A 20,256-nucleotide genomic window follows, 5' to 3' on the forward strand; every position below is an offset into this window, starting at 1 on the left:
TTGTGAAAAATACTGAAATCGTCGTGCAAGGCGCACGAGCACATAATTTAAAAAATATTAATGTCACAATTCCACGAGATCAATTAGTTGTATTAACAGGTTTATCAGGCTCAGGGAAATCATCATTAGCATTTGATACGATTTATGCTGAAGGGCAACGTCGTTATGTAGAGTCACTTTCTGCCTATGCCCGTCAATTTCTTGGTCAAATGGACAAACCTGATGTTGATGCGATAGAGGGATTATCTCCTGCTATTTCAATTGATCAAAAAACAACGAGCCGTAACCCCCGTTCAACAGTTGGAACGGTAACGGAAATTTATGATTATTTGCGTTTACTTTATGCTCGTATTGGCAAGCCGATTTGTCCAAATCATGGCATTGAAATTACTTCCCAAACGATTGAGCAAATGGTCGATCGCTTAATAACGTATCCAGAACGAACAAAGATGCAGCTTCTTGCGCCAATGGTATCTGGACGTAAAGGGACGCATGTAAAGCTATTGGAAGATTTAAAAAAGCAAGGCTTTGTTCGTGTCCGTATTGATGGCGAACTACGGGATTTAGATGATGCCATCGAACTTGATAAAAACAAGAAGCACTCTATTGAAGTTGTAGTTGATCGTGTTGTGATGAAGGAAGGTATTGCTGCACGTCTTAGTGATTCCTTAGAAACAGCGTTACGTTTAGCAGATGGACGGGTTCTTGTGGATGTTATGGAGCATGAGGAGCTATTATTTAGTGAGCATCATGCCTGCCCATTATGTGGATTTTCTATTGGGGAGCTAGAGCCACGCATGTTTTCATTTAATAGTCCTTTTGGTGCCTGTCCAAGCTGTGATGGGCTAGGTTCAACACAAGAGGTCGATTTAGATTTAGTAGTACCAGATTGGGGTCGTACATTATTAGAACATGCTATTGCACCATGGGAACCTACAAGCTCACAGTATTATCCGCAACTGCTAAAGGCAGTATGTGATCACTATGATATTCCGATGGATGTCCCTGTAAAGGATATTCCAAAAGAAAAAATGGATAAAATTTTATATGGTTCTGGTAAAGATAAGATTCATTTTCATTATGAGAATGAGTTTGGTAATGTCCGAGATCAAATGATTGAATTCGAGGGCGTTGTACGGAATGTTGAACGCCGTTTTAAGGAGACAACCTCTGATTATGTCCGTGAGCAAATGGAGAAATATATGGCTCAGCAGGCTTGTCCTTCTTGTAAAGGCTATCGCTTAAAGCCAGAAACATTAGCTGTGAAAATTGCGGATCAGCATATTGGAGAAGTGACACAGTATTCCATTCAGGAGGCAGATACATTTTTCAAAGAGCTGGATTTATCAGAAAAGGATATGAAAATTGCTCGCCTTGTTTTACGTGAAATTGAAGAACGTCTCGGCTTCCTTGTAAACGTAGGATTAGATTATTTAACATTAAGTCGAGCAGCAGGGACACTTTCAGGGGGAGAAGCGCAACGCATTCGTCTTGCAACACAAATCGGCTCTCGATTAACAGGTGTACTCTATATTTTAGATGAACCATCCATCGGCTTGCATCAAAGAGATAATGATCGTCTTATCAGTACATTACAAAATATGCGTGATATTGGTAATACACTGATAGTTGTTGAGCATGATGAAGACACAATGCTAGCAGCGGATTATCTTATTGATGTTGGACCTGGTGCGGGAGTTCATGGAGGTCAAATTGTGGCAGCAGGTACGCCACAGGAGGTCATGGATAATGAGAAATCTTTGACCGGGCAATACTTAAGCGGTAAAAAGTTCATTCCATTACCAATTGAGCGACGTAAGCCAAATGGTCGTAAACTATCCATTAAAGGTGCCAAGGAAAATAATCTACGCAATGTAAAAGTTGATGTACCTCTTGGCCTGTTCGTATCAGTGACAGGGGTTTCTGGCTCTGGGAAATCGACGCTGATAAACGAAATTTTATATAAATCATTGGCCCAAAAGCTAAATCGATCAAAGGTTAAGCCAGGTGAGCATAAAGAAGTGACAGGGATGGAGGAGCTTGAAAAGGTTATTGATATTGACCAATCTCCAATTGGTCGTACACCTCGTTCCAACCCTGCTACTTATACAGGTGTCTTTGATGATATTCGTGATGTTTTTGCTACAACCAATGAGGCAAAGGTACGTGGCTATAAAAAAGGGCGTTTTAGCTTTAATGTTAAAGGTGGCCGCTGTGAGGCATGTCGCGGTGACGGAATTATAAAAATAGAAATGCATTTCCTGCCAGATGTTTACGTACCTTGTGAAGTTTGTCATGGTAAACGTTACAATCGTGAAACATTAGAAGTGAAGTATAAAGATAAGAGCATTGCAGATATTTTAGATATGACGATTGAAAATGCAGTGGTGTTCTTTGAAAATATTCCAAAAATCCAACGTAAGCTACAAACGATTGTCGATGTTGGATTAGGTTATATGAAATTAGGACAGCCTGCTACAACCCTATCTGGTGGTGAGGCACAGCGTGTGAAATTAGCCTCTGAATTACATCGACGTTCTACAGGGAAATCATTCTACATTTTAGATGAACCCACAACAGGCTTACATGCCGATGATATTGCACGCTTGCTTGTTGTTTTGCAGCGCCTAGTAGAAAATGGTGACTCGGTATTAGTGATCGAACATAATTTAGATGTAATTAAAACAGCTGATTACATTATCGATTTAGGACCAGAGGGTGGTGACAAAGGTGGCACACTTGTGGCAACAGGAACACCAGAAGAGGTCGCAGAGGTAAGCGGGTCTTATACTGGCAAATACTTAAAACCAATATTAGAGCGCGATCGTATGCGTATGGAAGCTGCTTTAGCAAAGGCTTCCCAATAAAGTAAAATACAAAAATCGTAACGTTCCTTTCTAAGTGATTGTTGCGATTTTTTTTACAAAGGATGCTCCAAAAAGTTCTTAGAAGCTTTAGCCCCAATTTTTTCATTTCTATGGTGAAACTTTTCACAAAATGAATCGTATAAATAATATAACGAACTGAGGGAGGCTATTTTATTTATGCAAAATGAACGTCAACGAATTTTAGAACTTGTGGAAAAAGGAACAATTTCAGCGCAAGAGGCGATTACATTATTAGAAGCATTGGAGCAACCTAGCAAGTCTACTCAAAATGTTATGAATGATGTGTCAAAAGAGGGGCAGCAATCCTCAACAGAAAAAGAGACACTCTTCAATGAACAAACTAAAGAACAGCAAAAAAAAGATACTGATTTTATGAAACATTTCCAGGATGAGATGCAGGATTTCCGTAAAGATTTAACACAGATTGGCTCAATCTTTATGGATATGATGAATACAGCCGTGAAAAAAGTAAAGGAATTTGATGTATCTTCTCCGTTTGGTGATAAAGTAGAATTTACCCATACGGAAGAAGTGACAGCTGAACATGTGGACAGTGTAATTGCTGAATTACCAAATGGCAATTTTTCTTTAGAATCTACTGAAGGTGATAGCTTCCAAGTCATTTGTAAGGTGAAGGCACCACTTATTAATGATAGTGAAGAAGAAACACGTAACCATTTCCTAGAACAATTTGTAGTAAAAGAAGATGAAGGTTCTTTAAGAATTTTAAGTCAATTAAAGCTTGTTCAAGTAAATGTTAAAGTTCTTGTACCGAAGGAGCAGTTGGAAAAATTATCAGTCCGTTTAATGAACGGTAGTGTATCTTTACAAGATATAGGTTTCGACCATTTAAAAGTGAAAACATTGAATGGTGCTATCAAGGGCTCTAAGTTTAATTTTGAAAAAGCTAAAGTAGACTCTTCAAATGGATCGATTGAATTGACGAATGTTCGTGGTAAAGATTTAGAGGCTGAAACATTAAACGGTCGTGTCTATTTAGATGGGGCATTGGATGAAATAGAAGCAAAATCGGTTAATGGACATGTCGTTGTGACAACTTGCTCTACAAACTCATCAAAAATTAAAGCACAAACAGTTGCTGGTGCAGTTGAATTGTATGTACCACGTACCATTTCTTTAAGCGGAAAAATTGTCACTAATTTTGGAAAAGTAGATGTAGGTATTCAAGATGTATCAAAGATTGAATCACAAGATCAATTCTTATCCAAAGTAGTACGTTTTGATAAAGAAGTAGAAAATGCGAATCGTCTGTTTATTGAAGGCGAATCAAAAACAGGTGCGGTTTTAGTTCGCTATACAACAACTGATGAGCAGCATATTTAAGCTTAAAAAAGCATTCAAGCTATGCACAAACATAGTCTTGAATGCTTTTTTTGTCTCATTTTCTGGTAATCAAAGTCGATTTTCTGTTTTCTTTGATGTCGAGTTTTATAATAATTATGGGATGACAATGGTAATGAAAGAACGAAATAGTAGGAACTGGCACGGAATGAAATGAAACTGTAATAAAAAAACAGAAATAGAGTGCTATAATAGTAAGAGAATACTTCTTACATAGGTAAGAGATTTAGGTGGTTTAAATATGATAGAAATGAAGAATGTGACAAAGAAATATCCAAATGGCGTTGTTGCGACAAATGGGATTTCCGTTAACATAAAGCAAGGAGAATTTGTGTATGTTGTTGGCCCAAGTGGTGCGGGTAAATCAACATTTATTAAATTAATGTATCGTGAAGAAAAAGCAACTTCAGGTGAAATAACGGTGAATGGGATAGATTTAGCAAATTTGAAAAATAAGAAGGTACCCTTTTTACGTCGACAGCTTGGTGTAGTTTTCCAGGACTTCAAACTTTTACCTCGATTAAATGTCTATGAGAACGTTGCGTTTGCTTTAGAGGTAATTGAAGAGGAGCCAGTGGAAATTCGACGTCGAGTGATGGAAGTGTTAGAGCTTGTTGGGCTAAAACATAAGGCGAGAATGTTTCCAAATGAACTATCAGGGGGCGAGCAGCAACGTGTTTCGATTGCACGTTCAATCGTCAATGTTCCAAAGGTTGTGATTGCCGATGAGCCAACTGGGAATCTTGACCCTGAAACATCATGGGAGATTATGAATTTATTTGAGGAAATTAATGCACGTGGCACAACGATTGTAATGGCAACCCATAACCGTGAAATCGTGAATACGATTCGACGTCGTGTGATAGCGATTGAGGGCGGCATGATTGTCCGTGACGAGCACGGAGGTGAATACGGCTATGAAATTTAATACAGTAAAACGTCACTTCCGAGAAAGTTTCAAATCCCTTGGCCGTAATAGCTGGATGACCATTGCCTCAGTAAGTGCCGTAACAGTTACATTAATTTTAGTAGGCGTTTTTGCGCTTATTATGATGAATTTAAATAAGGTTGCTTCTGATTTAGAGAATGATGTTGAAATTAAAGTATTGATTGATGAAACAGCAGATGAGGCTTCAGAAAAAGCGCTAATTGAAAAAATTAAAAAATTGCCGGATATTGCCGAAATGACCTATTCCACGAAGGAAGAAGAGCTAACCAAATTAGTAAAGGATTTTGGGGACGATTTTAAACTATTTGAACAAAGTAATCCATTACGAAATGTTATTTACGTAAAAGCTTCAAATCCTCAGCAAACAGCTACTGTTGCAAAGAAAATTGATAAATTTGAGTATACATATGATGTTATGTATGGAGAGGGTAAGGTAGAAAAGCTTTTCAACTTCTTAAATATTAGCCGTAATGTTGGACTAGTGTTGATTTTAGGATTATTATTTACAGCTATTTTCTTAATTTCAAATACGATTCGTATTACGATTATAGCCCGTCGAGATGAAATAGAAATTATGAAGCTTGTTGGTGCAACGAATTCTTTCGTTCGTATCCCATTTTTATTGGAAGGAATGTGGCTCGGGGTATTAGGCTCTATTATTCCGATTGCGGTTGTCGCAACCCTTTATCACAATGTATATAAAATTATAGCGCCTCGATTAAAAGGTGAGCTAGTGCAAGTACTTGATTTTTCACCTCTTGTGTACCAAGTAAGCGGTCTGCTACTACTAATTGGTGTACTAATCGGTATTTGGGGAAGTTTCATGTCAGTGCGTAAGTTTTTAAAAATTTAGCTAGAGGATTGACAGCACTAACAACATCAATCTACATTACAAAAAAATAGTCGAAGGGGAGTTCAGTCGGTGAAAAGTAAGGCGAAAAACTCAATGAAAACACTTGCAGTAGTATCTGCACTATTTCTTTTTATCCAAACTCCATCAGCGTATGCAACTAGTTTATCGGATTTAAAAGATGAAAAAAAACAAGTGGAAACAAAGAAAAATCAATTAAATTCATCCATTAAAAATAAAACAAATGCAATCACTGCAAATGAAGACAAGCAACAAAAGCTGTTAGATCAAATTCAAACGTTGAACGCTGAAATCGACAAAACCAATAGTAATATCAAAAATGTACTTGCAGAAGTGCGCTCTACTAATGAAGAAATAAAAGCATTAGAGAATTCAATAGCAGAGCTTCTACGTAAAATTGAAGAGCGGGATTTATTGTTGCAGGATCGTGCTCGTGCAATCCAAGCGGGCGGCTCTGTTAGCTATTTAGACGTATTATTAGGATCTAATAGCTTCGTAGATTTTATCGATCGATTCTCTGCTGTGAATGCTTTACTAGATGCGGATCGTCAAATTATCCGTGATCAAAAAGAGGACAAGCAAACTTTGGAAGAACAAAAGAAGGCTTTAGAAAATAAACGTCAAAAGCTTGAAGAAAAACAAGCTGAACTTGAACGTTTAAAGGCATCCTTAGATGGACAGAAAGCAGAGAAAAATAAATTAGTAGATCAATTAGAAAAAGAGCAGGAAAAGCTCAAATCTGAAAAAGTATTACTAGAAAAAGAATATTCCGAAGCCCTTGAAATTAGTGAGGAATTACAACAAAAAATTATTGATGAACAAAATCGATTAGCGGAAATTGCTCGTCAGCAGGAAGCAAAACGCAAGGCAGCAGCTGCAGCAGCAGCAAATGCAGGCAATCATGGGAGTGGTGGTTCATCAACTGTCAATGCACCACAATCAGATGGTACATGGATTACACCTACAAATGGTCGTTTAACCTCACCGTATGGCTGGCGTAATATTGGCGCGGGTCCAGAATTCCACTATGGTGTGGATCTTGCCAATAAGACAGGAACACCGATATGGGCAGCAGCTGATGGTGTTGTATCCTACGCGGCACCACTTAGCACATATGGCAATGTAGTCATTATTACACACTCTATCGATGGCCAAATCTATACGACAGTATATGCACACTTAAATTCCTTCAATGTAAGTGTAGGTGCAGAGGTCTCTCAAGGTCAGCAAATTGCAACAATGGGTAGTACTGGTCGCGTAACAGGACCACATTTACACTTTGAGGTGCATATTGGCGCTTGGCGTGGACAAGCAGTTGGTAGTGTCAATCCATTGAAGTATATTCCGCTGTAAAATAGTGAAGCTATACATTAGCGTAGTCTAATGTATGGCTTTTTTGATATTTAAACAAAGTAGATGAAATGCTTGTATTATACAAATCGGTTCTTTAATGTTACAATTTATAATACCTATAGGGGTATGTAGGAATGATGAAGTATACATTTTTAAATTACTTTCTGAAGAATTTCTTAAAACAGTGTGAAATGGCGTTTCACACAAAGAATATATGCTATGCTGAAAATATCTTTTTGTGGAGGATTTTGGGTGATTAATACGGAATGGTACTCTATTCGGACATTAACATTGCCGGCAACTGCTGTTGCTCTTCTAATGGCATTTGTCATTGTATGGCTAGTTTTACGAATGCAATTCCCTAAAAAATGGTCTGGGGTATATGCCGATGCCATTTTGACCTTTATACTTGTTTGGAAATTTAGTGTCATTGTAACTGATGCTAAAACTATTTTGGCTCAACCTTTTGCATTGCTTTATTTCAATGGTGGTACAGTAGGTGTCTTTTTAGCCGCTATAGCAGTATCACTGCAGCTTCTTTGGAAGAAACAAAAATTACAGTTTGATGCAATAGGAGCAAGTGCCTACAGCTGGGCAATTATTTTAACTCAATCGATTTATCAATGGCTAGTTGTATTACTGAATGATAATCCGACTAATAGCGAAATTATAACTTTAGCTGTACTAAGTGTACTAACAATCCTCATATTATGGAAAATATCTGCTATCGATCATGCATTACTTGTCTATACAAGTGGATTAATTATTGTAGCTAGTTTTCAGCCGCTTGGGTTATGGCAACCAGCTGTAGGGATCAGCGTTATATTACTTATAATGGGTTTACAGTTGCAGCTTTTTGTAAAAAAATTTGAAATGAAAGACGGCTGTTAAACGAGCAAAGATCATTGGAGGGAAATAATGAAGAAGAAAAATATAGGGCTACTAATTGTCATATTGTTAGTAGTTGCGATGGTTGGTACATATGTTAGACAGCAAATTGATAAGGAGCGAGAAATTGAAACGGCTTCATTAGGAAAGGAGATGGAGGAGCGAACTATTGGCTTGAAAAATGGAGACACACCACCAGACTTTACACTTACCAGCCTAGATGGAGAAAAGGTAACATTGAGTAGTCTTCGTGGAAAAAAGGTTGTTTTAAATTTTTGGGCGACTTGGTGTCCGCCATGTAAAGCAGAAATGCCGCATATGCAAAGTTATTACGAACAATATGCCAAAGACGATAATGTAGAAATTGTAGCTGTCAATTTAACCTCGGGTGAACGAGATCTGACGGCAGATGGTAAAATTGATACAGTAATGACCTTTAGAGATAGCTTCGAATTAACCTTTCCTATTGTTCTCGACCCGGAGAATTCAGTTGGGGCTGAGTACAAAATATTGACAATACCTACAACATACTTTATTGATTCTAATGGCTATATTCAACGAGCTATAAGAGGCCCGATGGATGCTGATATGTTAAAAACTTATGTGGATGCATTAGACTAAACACACGAATAAATCTGCTCGTTTCTATATAGAGGCGTAGCAGTTTTTTTTGATTCAGCAGAACTTTAGTGAGCGAAAGGGCAGCGACAGCAACAAATGTTTTTAAGTACAGAAAACTGCCATCTACGGAAAGTCCACAGTAAATATCACAGGTTTTGCAGAGGAGATTCAAAAACTATTAGGCTAGGGCGTAATTGATGAAAACTATTGAATTAGACGCATCTGGCATTTAATAAATTATTTTGAAGCGCAATCTTGTATGTTTGAAAAAAAAAAGTCATACAGTAAAAGAGACGGAGGAGGGAAGAGTTGCGCAAAATAATGGCTGGTGTCGGAGTACTAGCTAGTAGCTTATTGCTAGGTAGTGGAATTTATTTTGACTGGTTTAATTTAGGTGGGGGGAATAAAAAGGAGCCAGTCGTCACAGAGGTTGAATCAATCAATGAAGCTATGAACTTGATTGAGGAGAAATCTGTATATAATACGAAAAAGGAATCATTGGTGGAGGGGGCACTGCGAGGTATGGCAGATGCGATTAAGGACCCTTATAGTACCTACTATTCAAAGGAGGAGGCAGAGCAGCATCGACAAATGTTAGCTGAAGAAAGAGTGGGCATTGGTATTGAGCTAGCTGAAAATAACGGCAAATTTATTGTTGTATCTCCTGTTCGTTCATCCCCAGCGGAGAAGGCAGGCATGCGCTCTCTCGACGAAATTGTACAAGTAGATGGAGTTCGAGTAGATGGGAAAAAGATGAGTGAGTTAATGCAATTAATTCAAGGGAAAAAGGGCACGAAAGTTACCATTGTCGTTTATCGTCCCAGTGAGGATAAGCATATAAAAATGACAATGGAGCGAGCTGCAATATCGAATAAAACGGTATCAAGTGAAGTAATCAAGGTAGAAGATACGTCAATCGGCTATGTGGAAATCTCTATCTTCGGTGAAAAAACGGCAAATGAATGGGTCACTGAAACGAGTAAATTACTAAGAAAAGATATTGAGGGGCTTGTTATTGATGTACGAGATAATCCAGGAGGGTATTTACATAGCGTCGCAGCGCTACTGAGCACGGTATTAGAAAATGGCAAAGTATTTGCGTATATGCAAAATGCTGAAGGTGCTATGGAACCATTAAAAACAGAAGCAAAAAGCTTTGACGAGAAATATTTACAAGCGATGTATAAAATTCCGATTGTAATTTTACAAAATGAAGGCAGTGCATCGGCTAGCGAGGTACTTGGTGGTGCCTTAAAAGGATGGGGGCGTGCATCCATCGTTGGTGTTAAGAGCTTCGGTAAAGGAACTGTACAGGAATCTTGGGCTTTATCAAATGGTGGAGAACTAAAACTATCCACAAATAAATGGCTGACACCTAAACGTGAATGGATTCATGGGCAAGGAATAGAAGCAAATTTAGTGATTGAACAAAACGAATTATTCGCCTTCCAAATGCATCCATTGTCAGGCAAGTTTAAAGTCGGGGATATGAGTGAGGAAATCTCATATACACAGAATGCTTTAAAAAAGCTAGGTTATAAAATTGATCGCCTAGATGGTTATCTGGATGAAAAGACAGAGGAAGCAGTTATGCAGTACCGAGATGAGAAAAAATTAAAGCAGGCAGAAGATAATATTTATCTAGATTCAACATTCTTTAATAGCTTAAATGATACTTTAAAGCAGTATAAAATGGATCGCCAAAATGATTTACAGTTCCAAATGGCGACAAGCTTTTTATTGCACAATATAGAACAGTAGATAATAGAAATTTGATTTGTAAAAAAGACATCCGCTGAATATCATTATGTAATGACAATATCTTTAGTTTGTACTACGCAAGTGAGTAGTCGTTTGATACAATAAATTCATAGTATTAAAGACAGAAATGGCGGGTGTTCGTATGGTTAGTGATATTTTAATTGAAGTTGTAACAGCGATTGGCCGCTTTTTACTCAATCCATTACTTTATATTGCAATTATTTTTGCAATTTTTTTAGGGTATCGTCGCGTAAAGCAGGAACGTAAATTTTTTAATAGACGCATTGTTTGGGGATGGACAGAATTAGTTGGGCAATGGAAGCATGGTTGGCTATACGCCCTTATTATTTCACTATTAAGTGTTGGTGCTGGTTTAACAGTACCTAAAGCTTTTTTATTATGGCTGATAGCTATTTCGATTTTGGCACTAATCCTATTTTTTATAAACGCACTTTCTCCTATTTATACGATGGGACTTGCTGCTTTCGCCATATGGGGAATGTTTCATTACCATTGGACTTTTTCATGGTGGAAAATATCAGTGGAAGGTGTAAATTTATTAGAAGGTTCTATCGTAACCATTACCATTTTAGCAGGCCTATGTGTGATTGCTGAGGGCATATTAATTCGTCGAACAGCCATTAAGGTAACTACGCCTTGTGTGGAAAAAACGAAGCGTGGGATGCAGGCTATTGTATATCGTTCAAGAAATGTTTGGATATTACCAATATTCTTTGTAATGCCTGGAGAAGTTATTCCATCAGCATTGCCCTATTGGCCACAATTCACATTAGGTGATAATCAATTTGCACTTGTCCTATTTCCGATAGTCATAGGATTTTCAAAGCTTGCGAGAAAAGAGTTACCGGCCTTGAAGTTGCCTAAAATAGGGAGATCAGTGCTTATACTAGGACAGCTTATTGTAATCGGTGGGTTAGCAGCATACTTGGAGCCATTTATCGGTTTTATAACCTTAGCAGTAGGTATAGTAATCCGTGTCATTATTTCCATCTATTATGCAATGCAAGATAAAACTGATATTTATGCAGTTTCACAAAGTACAAAAGGGGCCATTATCGCAGCAGTATTACCAGATTCGCCTGCTGAAAAAATGGGTCTACTTGTAGGAGAGTGTATTCGTAAAGTAAATGGACGCCCTATTTTTACTGAAGCTGAATTATATGAAGCTTTACAATTAAACGCAGCACATTGTCGTCTAGAGGTTTTAGATCGTAATAATGAAATACGCCTAACACAGCATGTAATCTATAGCAATGATCATTACCGAATCGGATTATTGCTAGCTGAGCAGAGGGATATCTAATGGATGTTTTCGGGAAAATGGTGTTAGCATTATTTGTACCTGCATTACTAGTATTATTGTTTACTAGGATTACGTTTAATCGTTATGTTGCTTTGATTCTAGCGATTGCCCTTATTGCGGCATCTGTCTATGCAGGGTATACTTCTCCACCTAGTATCTTTGTGATTGATGCATTTTCGTTAACTGTAGGTTTTTGGTTAGCCAGTAAAATGAAGCATAAAAAAGATTTCAATCCTTAGTCCAATAAAGGTCAGTCCAAAGTGATATACCGCTTCGGACTGACCTTTTTACATGAAATATCGTACGGCTGCCATAATAATGACGCCTGCTACAACAGTAATAGATAAGCTTTTTGTAAGAAGTGCAATGATTAAAGTTGGGACAAATGTAAGAAATACTGGCCAATTCAATGTAACAACTTTCCCACTGTCAGTATCCAATAAGTTTTCAATAACAAGAGCACTCAAAATACAAACAGGAATAAAGCTTAGCCATTTTAGGACAATTTCTGGAAGTTTAACATTGCGAACAAAAATAAAAGGAATAACACGCGGTAACCAAGTTACTAGTGCACAGCCAATGATTAGCCATACCATATAAGCAGTTGTTGTCATTTATCTGTCACCACCCCAATTGTCGCTACAATAACTGTTGCAAGAAGAACAGCTACGTGTGAAGGTACAAGATAAGATAGACCGTACATGATAACAATCATATAGCCAATTAGCATAAGGTAATGCATAATTTTATTTTTCCCAATACTGCTAAGCTGAAGGACAAGCAATGCAACAAACATCGCTATTAAGGCAAAATCTAAGCCCCATTTCTCTGGATTTGCCACCCATTGGCCTAAAAATGCGCCAGCAACACAGGAGAGAATCCAGAACAAATAGGCGGTGACATTTAACCCATCCATCCATTTTCCATACAATTTGCCTGTCTGCATTTGCTTTGTTACGGCTACACCAAAAGTTTCATCTGTTAGCAATGTACCAAATCCAACATTTCTGAGCATGGAATAGCGTGTAAAATGTGGAGCTATTGTTAAACTCATTAATAAATGGCGTAAATTTACGACAAAAATGGTTACAATGATAGCAGAAGCAGGGCTATTTGTTAAAAGGAGTGCGCAAAAGATGAATTGGGCCGACCCTGCATAAATCAATATAGTTAAAAGTGCAATTTCGAGTACTGATAAGCCAGATGCGGAACCTACAACACCGAAAGCAAGTCCTATACTAATATAACCGAGTAATGTCGGGATACAATCTTTTATGCCTTGTATAAAGCTGTCATTTGGTGAGTGAGTTGCTTCATTTCGAAGCTCTGTTGTACTTGTCATAAATAGGTCATCCCTTCTGAAAAATTTCCATGTATACTAATGATGGAATAGTTTGATAGTTCTTGATGTTTATTAAAGTATACATATGTCTGATAAAATAAACAATAGAAAATGGTGAATACTAGTGGAACAAATGAGCCGAAATTTAGCATTTCAATTAAAGAAGATTCGACAACAGCGTCATTTAAGCTTAGACGATGTTTCCAAAGCCACAGGTGTAAGTAAGGCACAACTTGCACAGATTGAAAAGGGAGAAGCCAATCCAACTGTATCAACCATTTGGAAAATTGCTGCGGGGATGCGCATTTCCTTTTCCTCTTTATTACAGCCACCAACAGCTCATTTCATGAAATATAGCAGTGATGATGCACCTCATGTAGATGAAGATGAGGGACGCTATCGGGTTTATTCGATTATTCCTTATAATCCGGAGCGTGGCTGGGAGTTTTACAAGATCGAAATGGAGCCAGGTGCATTAAGTAGGAGTGAAGCACATACAGAAGGGGTAGAAGAAACTGTAATTGTTATACAAGGACAAGCTATTATTTCTGCTGGCGATATGCATGAATTAATTAAGGAAGGGGATACATTGGTATTCTCAGGTCATCAGCCCCATGAATATAAAAATACTTCAGAAACGTTAACGATTCTACATTTAATTTTGCAGTATAAATAGAGGTGTCGATTTTGAATGAATGGTTTACTGTAGAAAATATTGAACATGTAGCAGCACAGTATCGGACGCTGGGCCCAGTCATTGGATTGCTATTACCTTTTATAGAAGCATTTTTACCGTTTTTACCTTTAGTTGTCTTCGTTGTGGCCAATGCTAGCGCGTTTGGTTTATGGTTTGGTTTCTTATTATCATGGTTAGGCTCTGTAGCTGGGTCATATGCAGTATTTTTACTTGTACGACATTTTGGCAAGCACCCGAAGCTACAATTTGTAACAGGGAGTAGTAAGGTCAAGAAGCTAATTAAATGGGTTGATATGAATGGAATTAGCCCACTGTTTGTGTTACTTTGTTTTCCTTTTACACCGTCTGTAATTGTCAACATAGTAGCTGGACTCTCCCATATTCATAAAAAATATTATTTAGTGGTGCTATTGGCAGGTAAGTTCGTTATGATCTTAGGAATGAGCGTCCTTGGTTATGATTTAAAATCGTTACTAACAAGCCCTGTAAGACTAATTATTGCAGCAATTGCCATTGTCTTACTTTGGTGGATCGGCAAGCTTATAGAGAAGCGATTAAATGCACGTGTGGAGAGAGATCTAAAGCAGGTGCGAAAAATGACGAAACATCATTAAGTAAGGAAGTTGAATATACACATCTAACCCCTTGTATCATGTAAAATGAGAGAAGGGGTTTTTATTTTATCCCTAGGAAAGGCAGCTAGTGTTCAGAGAAAAAGTGCTCCGCTTCCAGGAGAAGAGTGCTCAGGTTGATAAGGAAACTGCTCTGCTTCAAGTGGGGGCGCTCGGGTTAAAGTGGAAACAGCTCGGGTTGAATAGAAAAGTGCTCCGCTTCAAGTGGGAAGTGCTCGGGTTGAAGTGGAAGCTGCTACGCCCCAATTGGAAACAGCTCGGGTTGTGTAGAAAAGTGCTCCGATCCCAGTGAAAAGCGCTCGGGTTGAAGAGAAAACCGCTCCACTCCAAGTGAGAAGTGCTCAGGTTGAAGAGAAAACCGCTCTGCTTCCAGTGAAAAGCGCTCGGGTTGAAGAGGAAAGTGCTCCGCTTCAAGTGGGAAGTGCTCGGGTTGAAGTGGAAAGTGCTCCGCTTCAAGTGGAAAGTGCTCCGCTTCAAGTGGGAATCGCTCGGGTTGAAGAAGAAGCTGCTCCGCCCCAAGAGAAAACCGCTCTGCTCCCAGAGAAAATCGCTCGGGTTGAAGAGAAAACCGCTCTGCTCCAAGTGAAAAGCGCTCTGCTCCAAGTGAAAAGCGCTCGGTTTGAAGAGAAAACTGCTCTGCTCCCAGAGAAAATCGCTCGGGTTGAAGAGAAAACTGCTCTGCTTCAAGTTGGAAGCGCTCAGGTAGAATAGAAAAGTGACTAGGTTTAATTGACATAAAACATTCAAAATACAGGTTTATCAATAAATAGATATAGGAGGGGAACCTTATATGACATTGCGCATTGTTTCAGGACGATCAGGAACTGGTAAATCAACATTTATTCATCAAGAGATTGTTGAGCAATTAAAATCAGAGCCATTGGGGCATCCGATTTTTGTGATTGTTCCTGACCAAATGTCTTATTCGACGGAGTATGAGCTAACGAATAAGCATGGCTTACAGGGGTTAATCCGTGCACAGGTCATGACATTTAAACGATTAGCATGGCTTGTATTACAGGAAACTGGCGGTATTGCACGAAAAGAAGTTAATGGATATGGCTATCGAATGCTTATTCGTAAACTGTTAGAGGAACAAAAAGATGAGTTTTCATTATTTCGCCAAGCTGCTGGAAAAAGAGGTTTTACAGAGGAAATAGAGACATTATTACGTGAGTTTAGTCGTTATAGTGTCGATAGCTCGGTGCTAGCAGAAGTAACTGCATCCTTAAAAGCCGTGGATGCTCCGCATACATTACAAGCTAAAACTAATGACTTACAGGTAGTTTTACAAGCTTTAGAGGATCGGCTTGGTACGACTTATGTCGATAGTGAGGGCTATTATCCAATCTTAACCGAGCATTTGAAAGATTCTGAGACGATGAAGCAAGCTACTATTTATATAGATGGATTTACAGCTTTTACTGTGCGAGAGTTGGAGCTAGTCAAGGAGCTATTAAAGGTGACGAAACAAGTTACAGTTGTTCTGCCCTTTGATCATATCGATGAAGCTTATGATGAGCAGTCTTTATTTCATGAAGCTGCATTAACCAATAAACGATTACACGATATTGCAAATGAAGAGGGTATTGAAGTTGATGCACCATTACATTTTTACTATACGTATCGTTTTCAATCTAAAGATTTACAGCATGTCGAAGAAGAATTTTCGAAATTGGTACCCCAATCAATAGAAACTTCTGGTGATGTTAAGGTGCTTGAAGCATCCAATCGACGTGCTGAGATACATGCCATTGCCCGGGAAATAACAAAGCTGACAAAGGAGGATGGCTATCGTTATCAAGATATTGTGCTTCTTTATAGACAAGCAGAAGTTTATGATCCACTTATTTCAACAATTTTTCAGCAATATGAAATTCCTATTTTTACAAATTCTAAAAAAACCATGCTTCATCATCCATTAATAGAGCTTAGTCGTTCTGTTTTGGAAGTGGTTACTTCTAATTGGAAGTACGAACCGATTTTCCGTAGTGTCAAAACGGATTTATTTTTCCCATTACACGCTGAGCTAAATGTTTGGCGTGAGCGTGCAGATCGTTTAGAGAATTATTGCTTAGCACAGGGTATTTATGGTGAGCGGTGGTTTGAGGAATCTCGATGGTTTTTCAAAAAATATCGTGGTCTTGAATTCCATTCTAAGGTACAAACAGATGAGGAACGTGCTATGCAGGCGGAAATCGAGGCTATTCGAGATGAAATTCGACAACCACTAAAATTGTTACAAGACAAGCTAGAAGTAGCGACAACAGGTAGAGATGTAGCGACTGCATTATTTCAAATAATTGAGGATTTAAAGGTCTATGATAAGCTGCAGACTTTGAAAGATCGTGAACTGGATCGAGGTGATGCCTTAGCAGCTAGCGAACATGACCAAGCATGGAAAGAATGGATTGCTGTGCTTGATCAGTTTGTGTATATGTTTGGGGAACAACAAATGACTGTCGAGGAAGCAGCAAAGATTCTAGATGAGGGCTTTGATACATTAGAATTTTCTCGCATTCCACCTACCTTAGATGAAGTAATGGTAGCGACGGTTGATTTAGCTCGTTTATCGAATATCAAAGTTGCTTTCGTTTTAGGCATTAATGATGGAATCTACCCAACACGTATGGAGTATGAGGGATTATTATCAGATGTTGAACGTGAATGGTTTAACCAAATTGGGTATGAACTTGCACCGACATCTAAAAATCGTTTACTCCAAGAAAATTTCTTAGTATATCGAGCTTTAACGACACCTTCTGATAAATTGTTCTTGTCCTATCCTACAGCGGATGAAGAAGGGAAGGCGTTATTATTTTCACTTTATATAAAAAAAATAATCGGCAATGGAAATACACCAGGTCTTTTAAGTGGGGTAGCTGTTGAGCGGGTTGTTATGGATCCAATTGAATTACTAGAAGATAATCCACTACCATATTTACGTCATCCACGTACAGCTTTAGCCCATCTTATGATGCAACTACGACAAGCTGAGCATAGCCGTGAGCTTGCGCCAGAATGGCTGGCATTACAAAAATTTTATGAGCAGGATCCATATTGGGCACTGATTTTTGAACGGGTTCTCCAACCTATTACGAATAAAAATGAAGCACAACCACTTGAAACATATATTACACAGGAGTTATACGGTCAAAAACTAACATCCAGTGTTTCTCGAATTGAAAAATATTTCAGATGTCCGTTTTCGCATTTTACAACCTATGGGCTTCGGTTAGAGGAACGTGCAGAATATAGATTAGAAACCTTTGCAATGGGTGATTTATTCCATGAAGCACTGAAATGGATTACAGAGGAGACACATCGACAACAGCTGTCGTGGGTACGTTTAACGAAACAGCAAATTAAACAATTGGCACGCCAAGCAGTGGAGCAAATTGTGCCAGTCTTTTCTCATCAAATCCTACTATCCAGTGCGCGTTATCGTTATATTCAACGTAAGCTTATCCGTATTGTTGAACGAACAATGACGGCATTGACACAGCATGCAAATGTTTCCCACTTTAAGCCAATTGCTATTGAGGCATCATTTGGACCAGGTCAACATGAACAGCTTCCTCCTCTTGAAATCGATTTAGTTGGTGGGAAGAAAATGTTTATGCGTGGCCGTATTGATCGAGTGGATAGCGCGTCTATCGATGATCGCTCATATTTACGCATCGTCGATTATAAATCTTCAGCTCGTGATTTAGATTTAAATGAAGTTTACTATGGACTATCTTTACAGGTCCTTACTTATTTAGATGTAGCGATGGAAAACAGCTCTTATTGGCTACCAGGAGAAACAGAGCCAGCAGGGGTACTGTATGTACATGTTCATAACCCAATGTTAAAGCTTGACAAGGATTTAAGTGATAGTGAAATAGAAGAGGATCGTTTAAAGCAATATAAAATGAAGGGACTGCTATCAGAGAATGCAGAGGCCATTTTATCAATGGACGAGCAGTTGGAAGAATCAAGTGGGCATTCGAAAATCATTCCTGTATATATGAAAAAAGATGGGACACCATCCGAATCTCAGTCACGGATAGTTCCTGTTAACGATATGAAAAATTTGCAGCATTTTGTACGTCGAAAGCATCAAGAGGCTGGCAATGGTATTCTATCTGGAGATACTTCTATCAGTCCATATAAATTAAAATCAAAAACAGCCTGTGATTATTGTCAGTTTTCTGCTGTTTGTCAATTTGATCCTTCTGATGGCAAGCAAAGCTATCGACAATTAATGCAAGCGAAGCCGAATGAAATTGTTGAAAAAATAAGAAAGGAGATGAAGTAACTTGGTACAAGCAATACCTGAAAAACCAATGAATGTTACATGGACTGATGACCAATGGAAGGCTATCTATGCAAGTGGACAGGATACACTTGTGTCTGCAGCAGCAGGTTCTGGGAAAACAGCCGTACTGATTAATCGTATGATTGAAAAGGTCATTGCAATAGAGAATCCGATTAACGTAGATGAGCTGTTAGTTGTGACTTTTACCAATGCCTCTGCAGCAGAGATGCGTCATCGAATGGCTGAGGCTCTTGAAAAGGCAATTGCAGAAAACCCTACTTCCAATCATTTAAGACGCCAGCTTAGCCTAGTTAATAAAGCACAGATTTCAACATTACATTCGTTCTGCCTAGCCATTGTAAAACAGTATGCCTATTTATTAGACATTGATCCAGGCTTTCGTATTGCAAATGAGGCAGAGGTTGCCTTGTTGAGAGATGATATTTTAGCAGATGTACTTGAAGCTGCATATGATTCTGAGGATGAGGAGCAAGTTCAAGCAATCTTTCGTTTAGTCGATAGTTTTACATCGGATCGTGATGATCAAGCTATTGAAACGTTAATTAGCAAGCTCTATGATACATCTCGCGTTCATGCAGTACCGAAAAAATGGTTGAACAGTCTTCCTAAAACATATGAGTTAGCGGAGGATGTGACGATTGATGATTTAGAGTTGTCGAAATATGTGAAATTAACCGTAAAGCATAGTCTTGAAGAAGCATTTGTATTAATTTCTGAAATGCGAGCAATAACGTTACAGCCAACAGGACCAGCACCCTATGCTGAAACGGCAGAAATTGATTTTGCAATGATTCAGGAAGGCATTCGTATTAGCCATAAGGGGACATGGCAGGAGCTCTTTGATTATTTTGCCACTGTCAAATGGTCAACGTTAAAGCGAGTGTCAAAGGATGCTTTAGTGGATGGGGAATTACAGGAGCTTGCAAAGAAAAAGCGAGAGGCTGCTAAAAAAATTGTTAACAAAATAAAAGAAACCTATTTTGTTAGAACACCCGCTCGCCTGCTAGAGGAAATTCGTTTAATGGCCCCAACGATTGGCACATTAGTGGGACTGACAAATGTGTTTAGTGAACAGTTTCGTCTAGCAAAATTAGAACGGGGAATTATTGATTTCTCAGATTTAGAGCATTTTGCCCTCCAAATTTTATCAGAGGAAGTAAATGGAGATTTACAGCCATCACCTGTTGCTATGGATTTAAAAAAGCGCTTTAAAGAAGTACTTGTGGATGAGTATCAAGATAGTGCGA

The 20,256-nt window shown here is 38.5% G+C and carries 17 protein-coding genes; 14 read left to right on the forward strand and 3 right to left on the reverse strand.

The annotated features are described in order from the left end of the window. The first annotated feature begins 2 nt into the window (after positions 1 to 2). From uvrA to B2R82_RS15255, 10 genes are all read left to right on the forward strand, one after another. The gene (uvrA, locus tag B2R82_RS15210; protein WP_286925728.1) at positions 3 to 2,867 is read left to right on the forward strand and encodes an excinuclease ABC subunit UvrA; all 2,865 of its coding nucleotides are present in this window, start codon (positions 3 to 5) and stop codon (positions 2,865 to 2,867) included. A gap of 177 nt (positions 2,868 to 3,044) precedes the next feature. Further along, on the forward strand, positions 3,045 to 4,232 hold the full coding sequence (locus B2R82_RS15215; protein ID WP_286925729.1) for a DUF4097 family beta strand repeat-containing protein: 1,188 nt from the start codon (positions 3,045 to 3,047) through the stop codon (positions 4,230 to 4,232). A 259-nt stretch (positions 4,233 to 4,491) separates the two neighbouring features. Next, positions 4,492 to 5,178 carry a cell division ATP-binding protein FtsE gene (gene ftsE / locus B2R82_RS15220; RefSeq protein ID WP_054770143.1) on the forward strand — a complete coding sequence of 229 codons (687 nt, stop codon included), beginning with the start codon at positions 4,492 to 4,494 and terminating at the stop codon, positions 5,176 to 5,178. Beyond that, on the forward strand, positions 5,168 to 6,052 hold the full coding sequence (gene ftsX, locus B2R82_RS15225) for a permease-like cell division protein FtsX (protein WP_283870856.1): 885 nt from the start codon (positions 5,168 to 5,170) through the stop codon (positions 6,050 to 6,052). Before ftsE ends, ftsX begins: the two co-directional genes overlap by 11 nt. Positions 6,053 to 6,121: 69 nt before the next feature. Further along, a complete protein-coding gene (locus B2R82_RS15230) occupies positions 6,122 to 7,423 on the forward strand; it encodes a murein hydrolase activator EnvC family protein (RefSeq protein WP_286925730.1) in 1,302 nt (433 codons plus the stop codon). A gap of 252 nt (positions 7,424 to 7,675) precedes the next feature. Next, on the forward strand, positions 7,676 to 8,314 hold the full coding sequence (locus B2R82_RS15235) for a hypothetical protein (RefSeq protein WP_286925731.1): 639 nt from the start codon (positions 7,676 to 7,678) through the stop codon (positions 8,312 to 8,314). Between the two features lie 27 nt (positions 8,315 to 8,341). After that, on the forward strand, positions 8,342 to 8,932 hold the full coding sequence (locus B2R82_RS15240) for a redoxin domain-containing protein (protein WP_286925732.1): 591 nt from the start codon (positions 8,342 to 8,344) through the stop codon (positions 8,930 to 8,932). A 309-nt stretch (positions 8,933 to 9,241) separates the two neighbouring features. After that, positions 9,242 to 10,693, forward strand: a complete 1,452-nt coding sequence (locus B2R82_RS15245) for a S41 family peptidase (protein WP_286925733.1) — start codon at positions 9,242 to 9,244, stop codon at positions 10,691 to 10,693. Between the two features lie 142 nt (positions 10,694 to 10,835). Beyond that, complete coding sequence (locus tag B2R82_RS15250; protein WP_286925734.1) at positions 10,836 to 12,017, forward strand: PDZ domain-containing protein; 1,182 nt, start codon at positions 10,836 to 10,838, stop codon at positions 12,015 to 12,017. Continuing rightward, on the forward strand, positions 12,017 to 12,256 hold the full coding sequence (locus tag B2R82_RS15255; RefSeq protein ID WP_286925735.1) for a DUF2198 family protein: 240 nt from the start codon (positions 12,017 to 12,019) through the stop codon (positions 12,254 to 12,256). Before B2R82_RS15250 ends, B2R82_RS15255 begins: the two co-directional genes overlap by 1 nt. Positions 12,257 to 12,304: 48 nt before the next feature. On the opposite strand, the gene B2R82_RS15260 is transcribed toward B2R82_RS15255, so the two are convergent. Beyond that, positions 12,305 to 12,631, reverse strand: coding sequence for an AzlD domain-containing protein (locus tag B2R82_RS15260; RefSeq protein WP_283870862.1), 327 nt, complete (start codon positions 12,629 to 12,631; stop codon positions 12,305 to 12,307). Continuing rightward, positions 12,628 to 13,359 (reverse strand): AzlC family ABC transporter permease, encoded by a 732-nt coding sequence (locus B2R82_RS15265; RefSeq protein ID WP_286925736.1) that lies wholly within the window; start codon positions 13,357 to 13,359, stop codon positions 12,628 to 12,630. The genes B2R82_RS15260 and B2R82_RS15265 overlap by 4 nt, the downstream gene beginning before the upstream one ends. Before the next feature lie 124 nt (positions 13,360 to 13,483). On the opposite strand from B2R82_RS15265, the gene B2R82_RS15270 reads away from it, so the two are divergent. Continuing rightward, positions 13,484 to 14,035, forward strand: coding sequence for an XRE family transcriptional regulator (locus B2R82_RS15270; RefSeq protein ID WP_313372988.1), 552 nt, complete (start codon positions 13,484 to 13,486; stop codon positions 14,033 to 14,035). 11 nt (positions 14,036 to 14,046) lie between these two features. Continuing rightward, a complete protein-coding gene (locus B2R82_RS15275; RefSeq protein ID WP_286925737.1) occupies positions 14,047 to 14,670 on the forward strand; it encodes a TVP38/TMEM64 family protein in 624 nt (207 codons plus the stop codon). Positions 14,671 to 14,923: 253 nt separating this feature from the next. Here the strand turns inward: B2R82_RS15275 and B2R82_RS15280 are convergent, their stop codons facing one another. Next, entirely contained in the window at positions 14,924 to 15,424 is a 501-nt protein-coding gene (locus B2R82_RS15280) for a hypothetical protein (RefSeq protein WP_286925738.1), read from the reverse strand. A gap of 54 nt (positions 15,425 to 15,478) precedes the next feature. Here B2R82_RS15280 and addB point away from each other — a divergent pair, with 54 nt between their 5' ends. Both addB and B2R82_RS15290 read left to right on the forward strand, forming a co-directional pair. Next, positions 15,479 to 18,988, forward strand: a complete 3,510-nt coding sequence (addB, locus tag B2R82_RS15285; RefSeq protein ID WP_286925739.1) for a helicase-exonuclease AddAB subunit AddB — start codon at positions 15,479 to 15,481, stop codon at positions 18,986 to 18,988. Between the two features lies 1 nt (position 18,989). Further along, on the forward strand, positions 18,990 to 20,256 hold a 1,267-nt coding region (locus B2R82_RS15290), incomplete at its 3' end, for a UvrD-helicase domain-containing protein (protein WP_286925740.1).

It is taken from the genome of Lysinibacillus sp. UBA6686 (assembly GCF_002455205.1).
Taxonomy (GTDB): Bacteria; Bacillota; Bacilli; order Bacillales_A; family Planococcaceae; genus Lysinibacillus; species Lysinibacillus pakistanensis.

Bases quoted from the DNA above. Each gene is read 5' to 3' on its own strand.
- B2R82_RS15280 (WP_286925738.1), bottom strand. From the start codon at position 15,424: ATGTCAATTAAACCTAGTCACTTTTCTATTCTACCTGAGCGCTTCCAA.
- B2R82_RS15265 (WP_286925736.1), bottom strand. From the start codon at position 13,359: ATGACAAGTACAACAGAGCTTCGAAATGAAGCAACTCACTCACCAAAT.
- addB (WP_286925739.1), top strand. From the start codon at position 15,479: ATGACATTGCGCATTGTTTCAGGACGATCAGGAACTGGTAAATCAACA.
- B2R82_RS15260 (WP_283870862.1), bottom strand. From the start codon at position 12,631: ATGACAACAACTGCTTATATGGTATGGCTAATCATTGGCTGTGCACTA.
- ftsE (WP_054770143.1), top strand. From the start codon at position 4,492: ATGATAGAAATGAAGAATGTGACAAAGAAATATCCAAATGGCGTTGTT.
- B2R82_RS15215 (WP_286925729.1), top strand. From the start codon at position 3,045: ATGCAAAATGAACGTCAACGAATTTTAGAACTTGTGGAAAAAGGAACA.
- B2R82_RS15240 (WP_286925732.1), top strand. From the start codon at position 8,342: ATGAAGAAGAAAAATATAGGGCTACTAATTGTCATATTGTTAGTAGTT.
- B2R82_RS15250 (WP_286925734.1), top strand. From the start codon at position 10,836: ATGGTTAGTGATATTTTAATTGAAGTTGTAACAGCGATTGGCCGCTTT.
- B2R82_RS15255 (WP_286925735.1), top strand. From the start codon at position 12,017: ATGGATGTTTTCGGGAAAATGGTGTTAGCATTATTTGTACCTGCATTA.
- ftsX (WP_283870856.1), top strand. From the start codon at position 5,168: ATGAAATTTAATACAGTAAAACGTCACTTCCGAGAAAGTTTCAAATCC.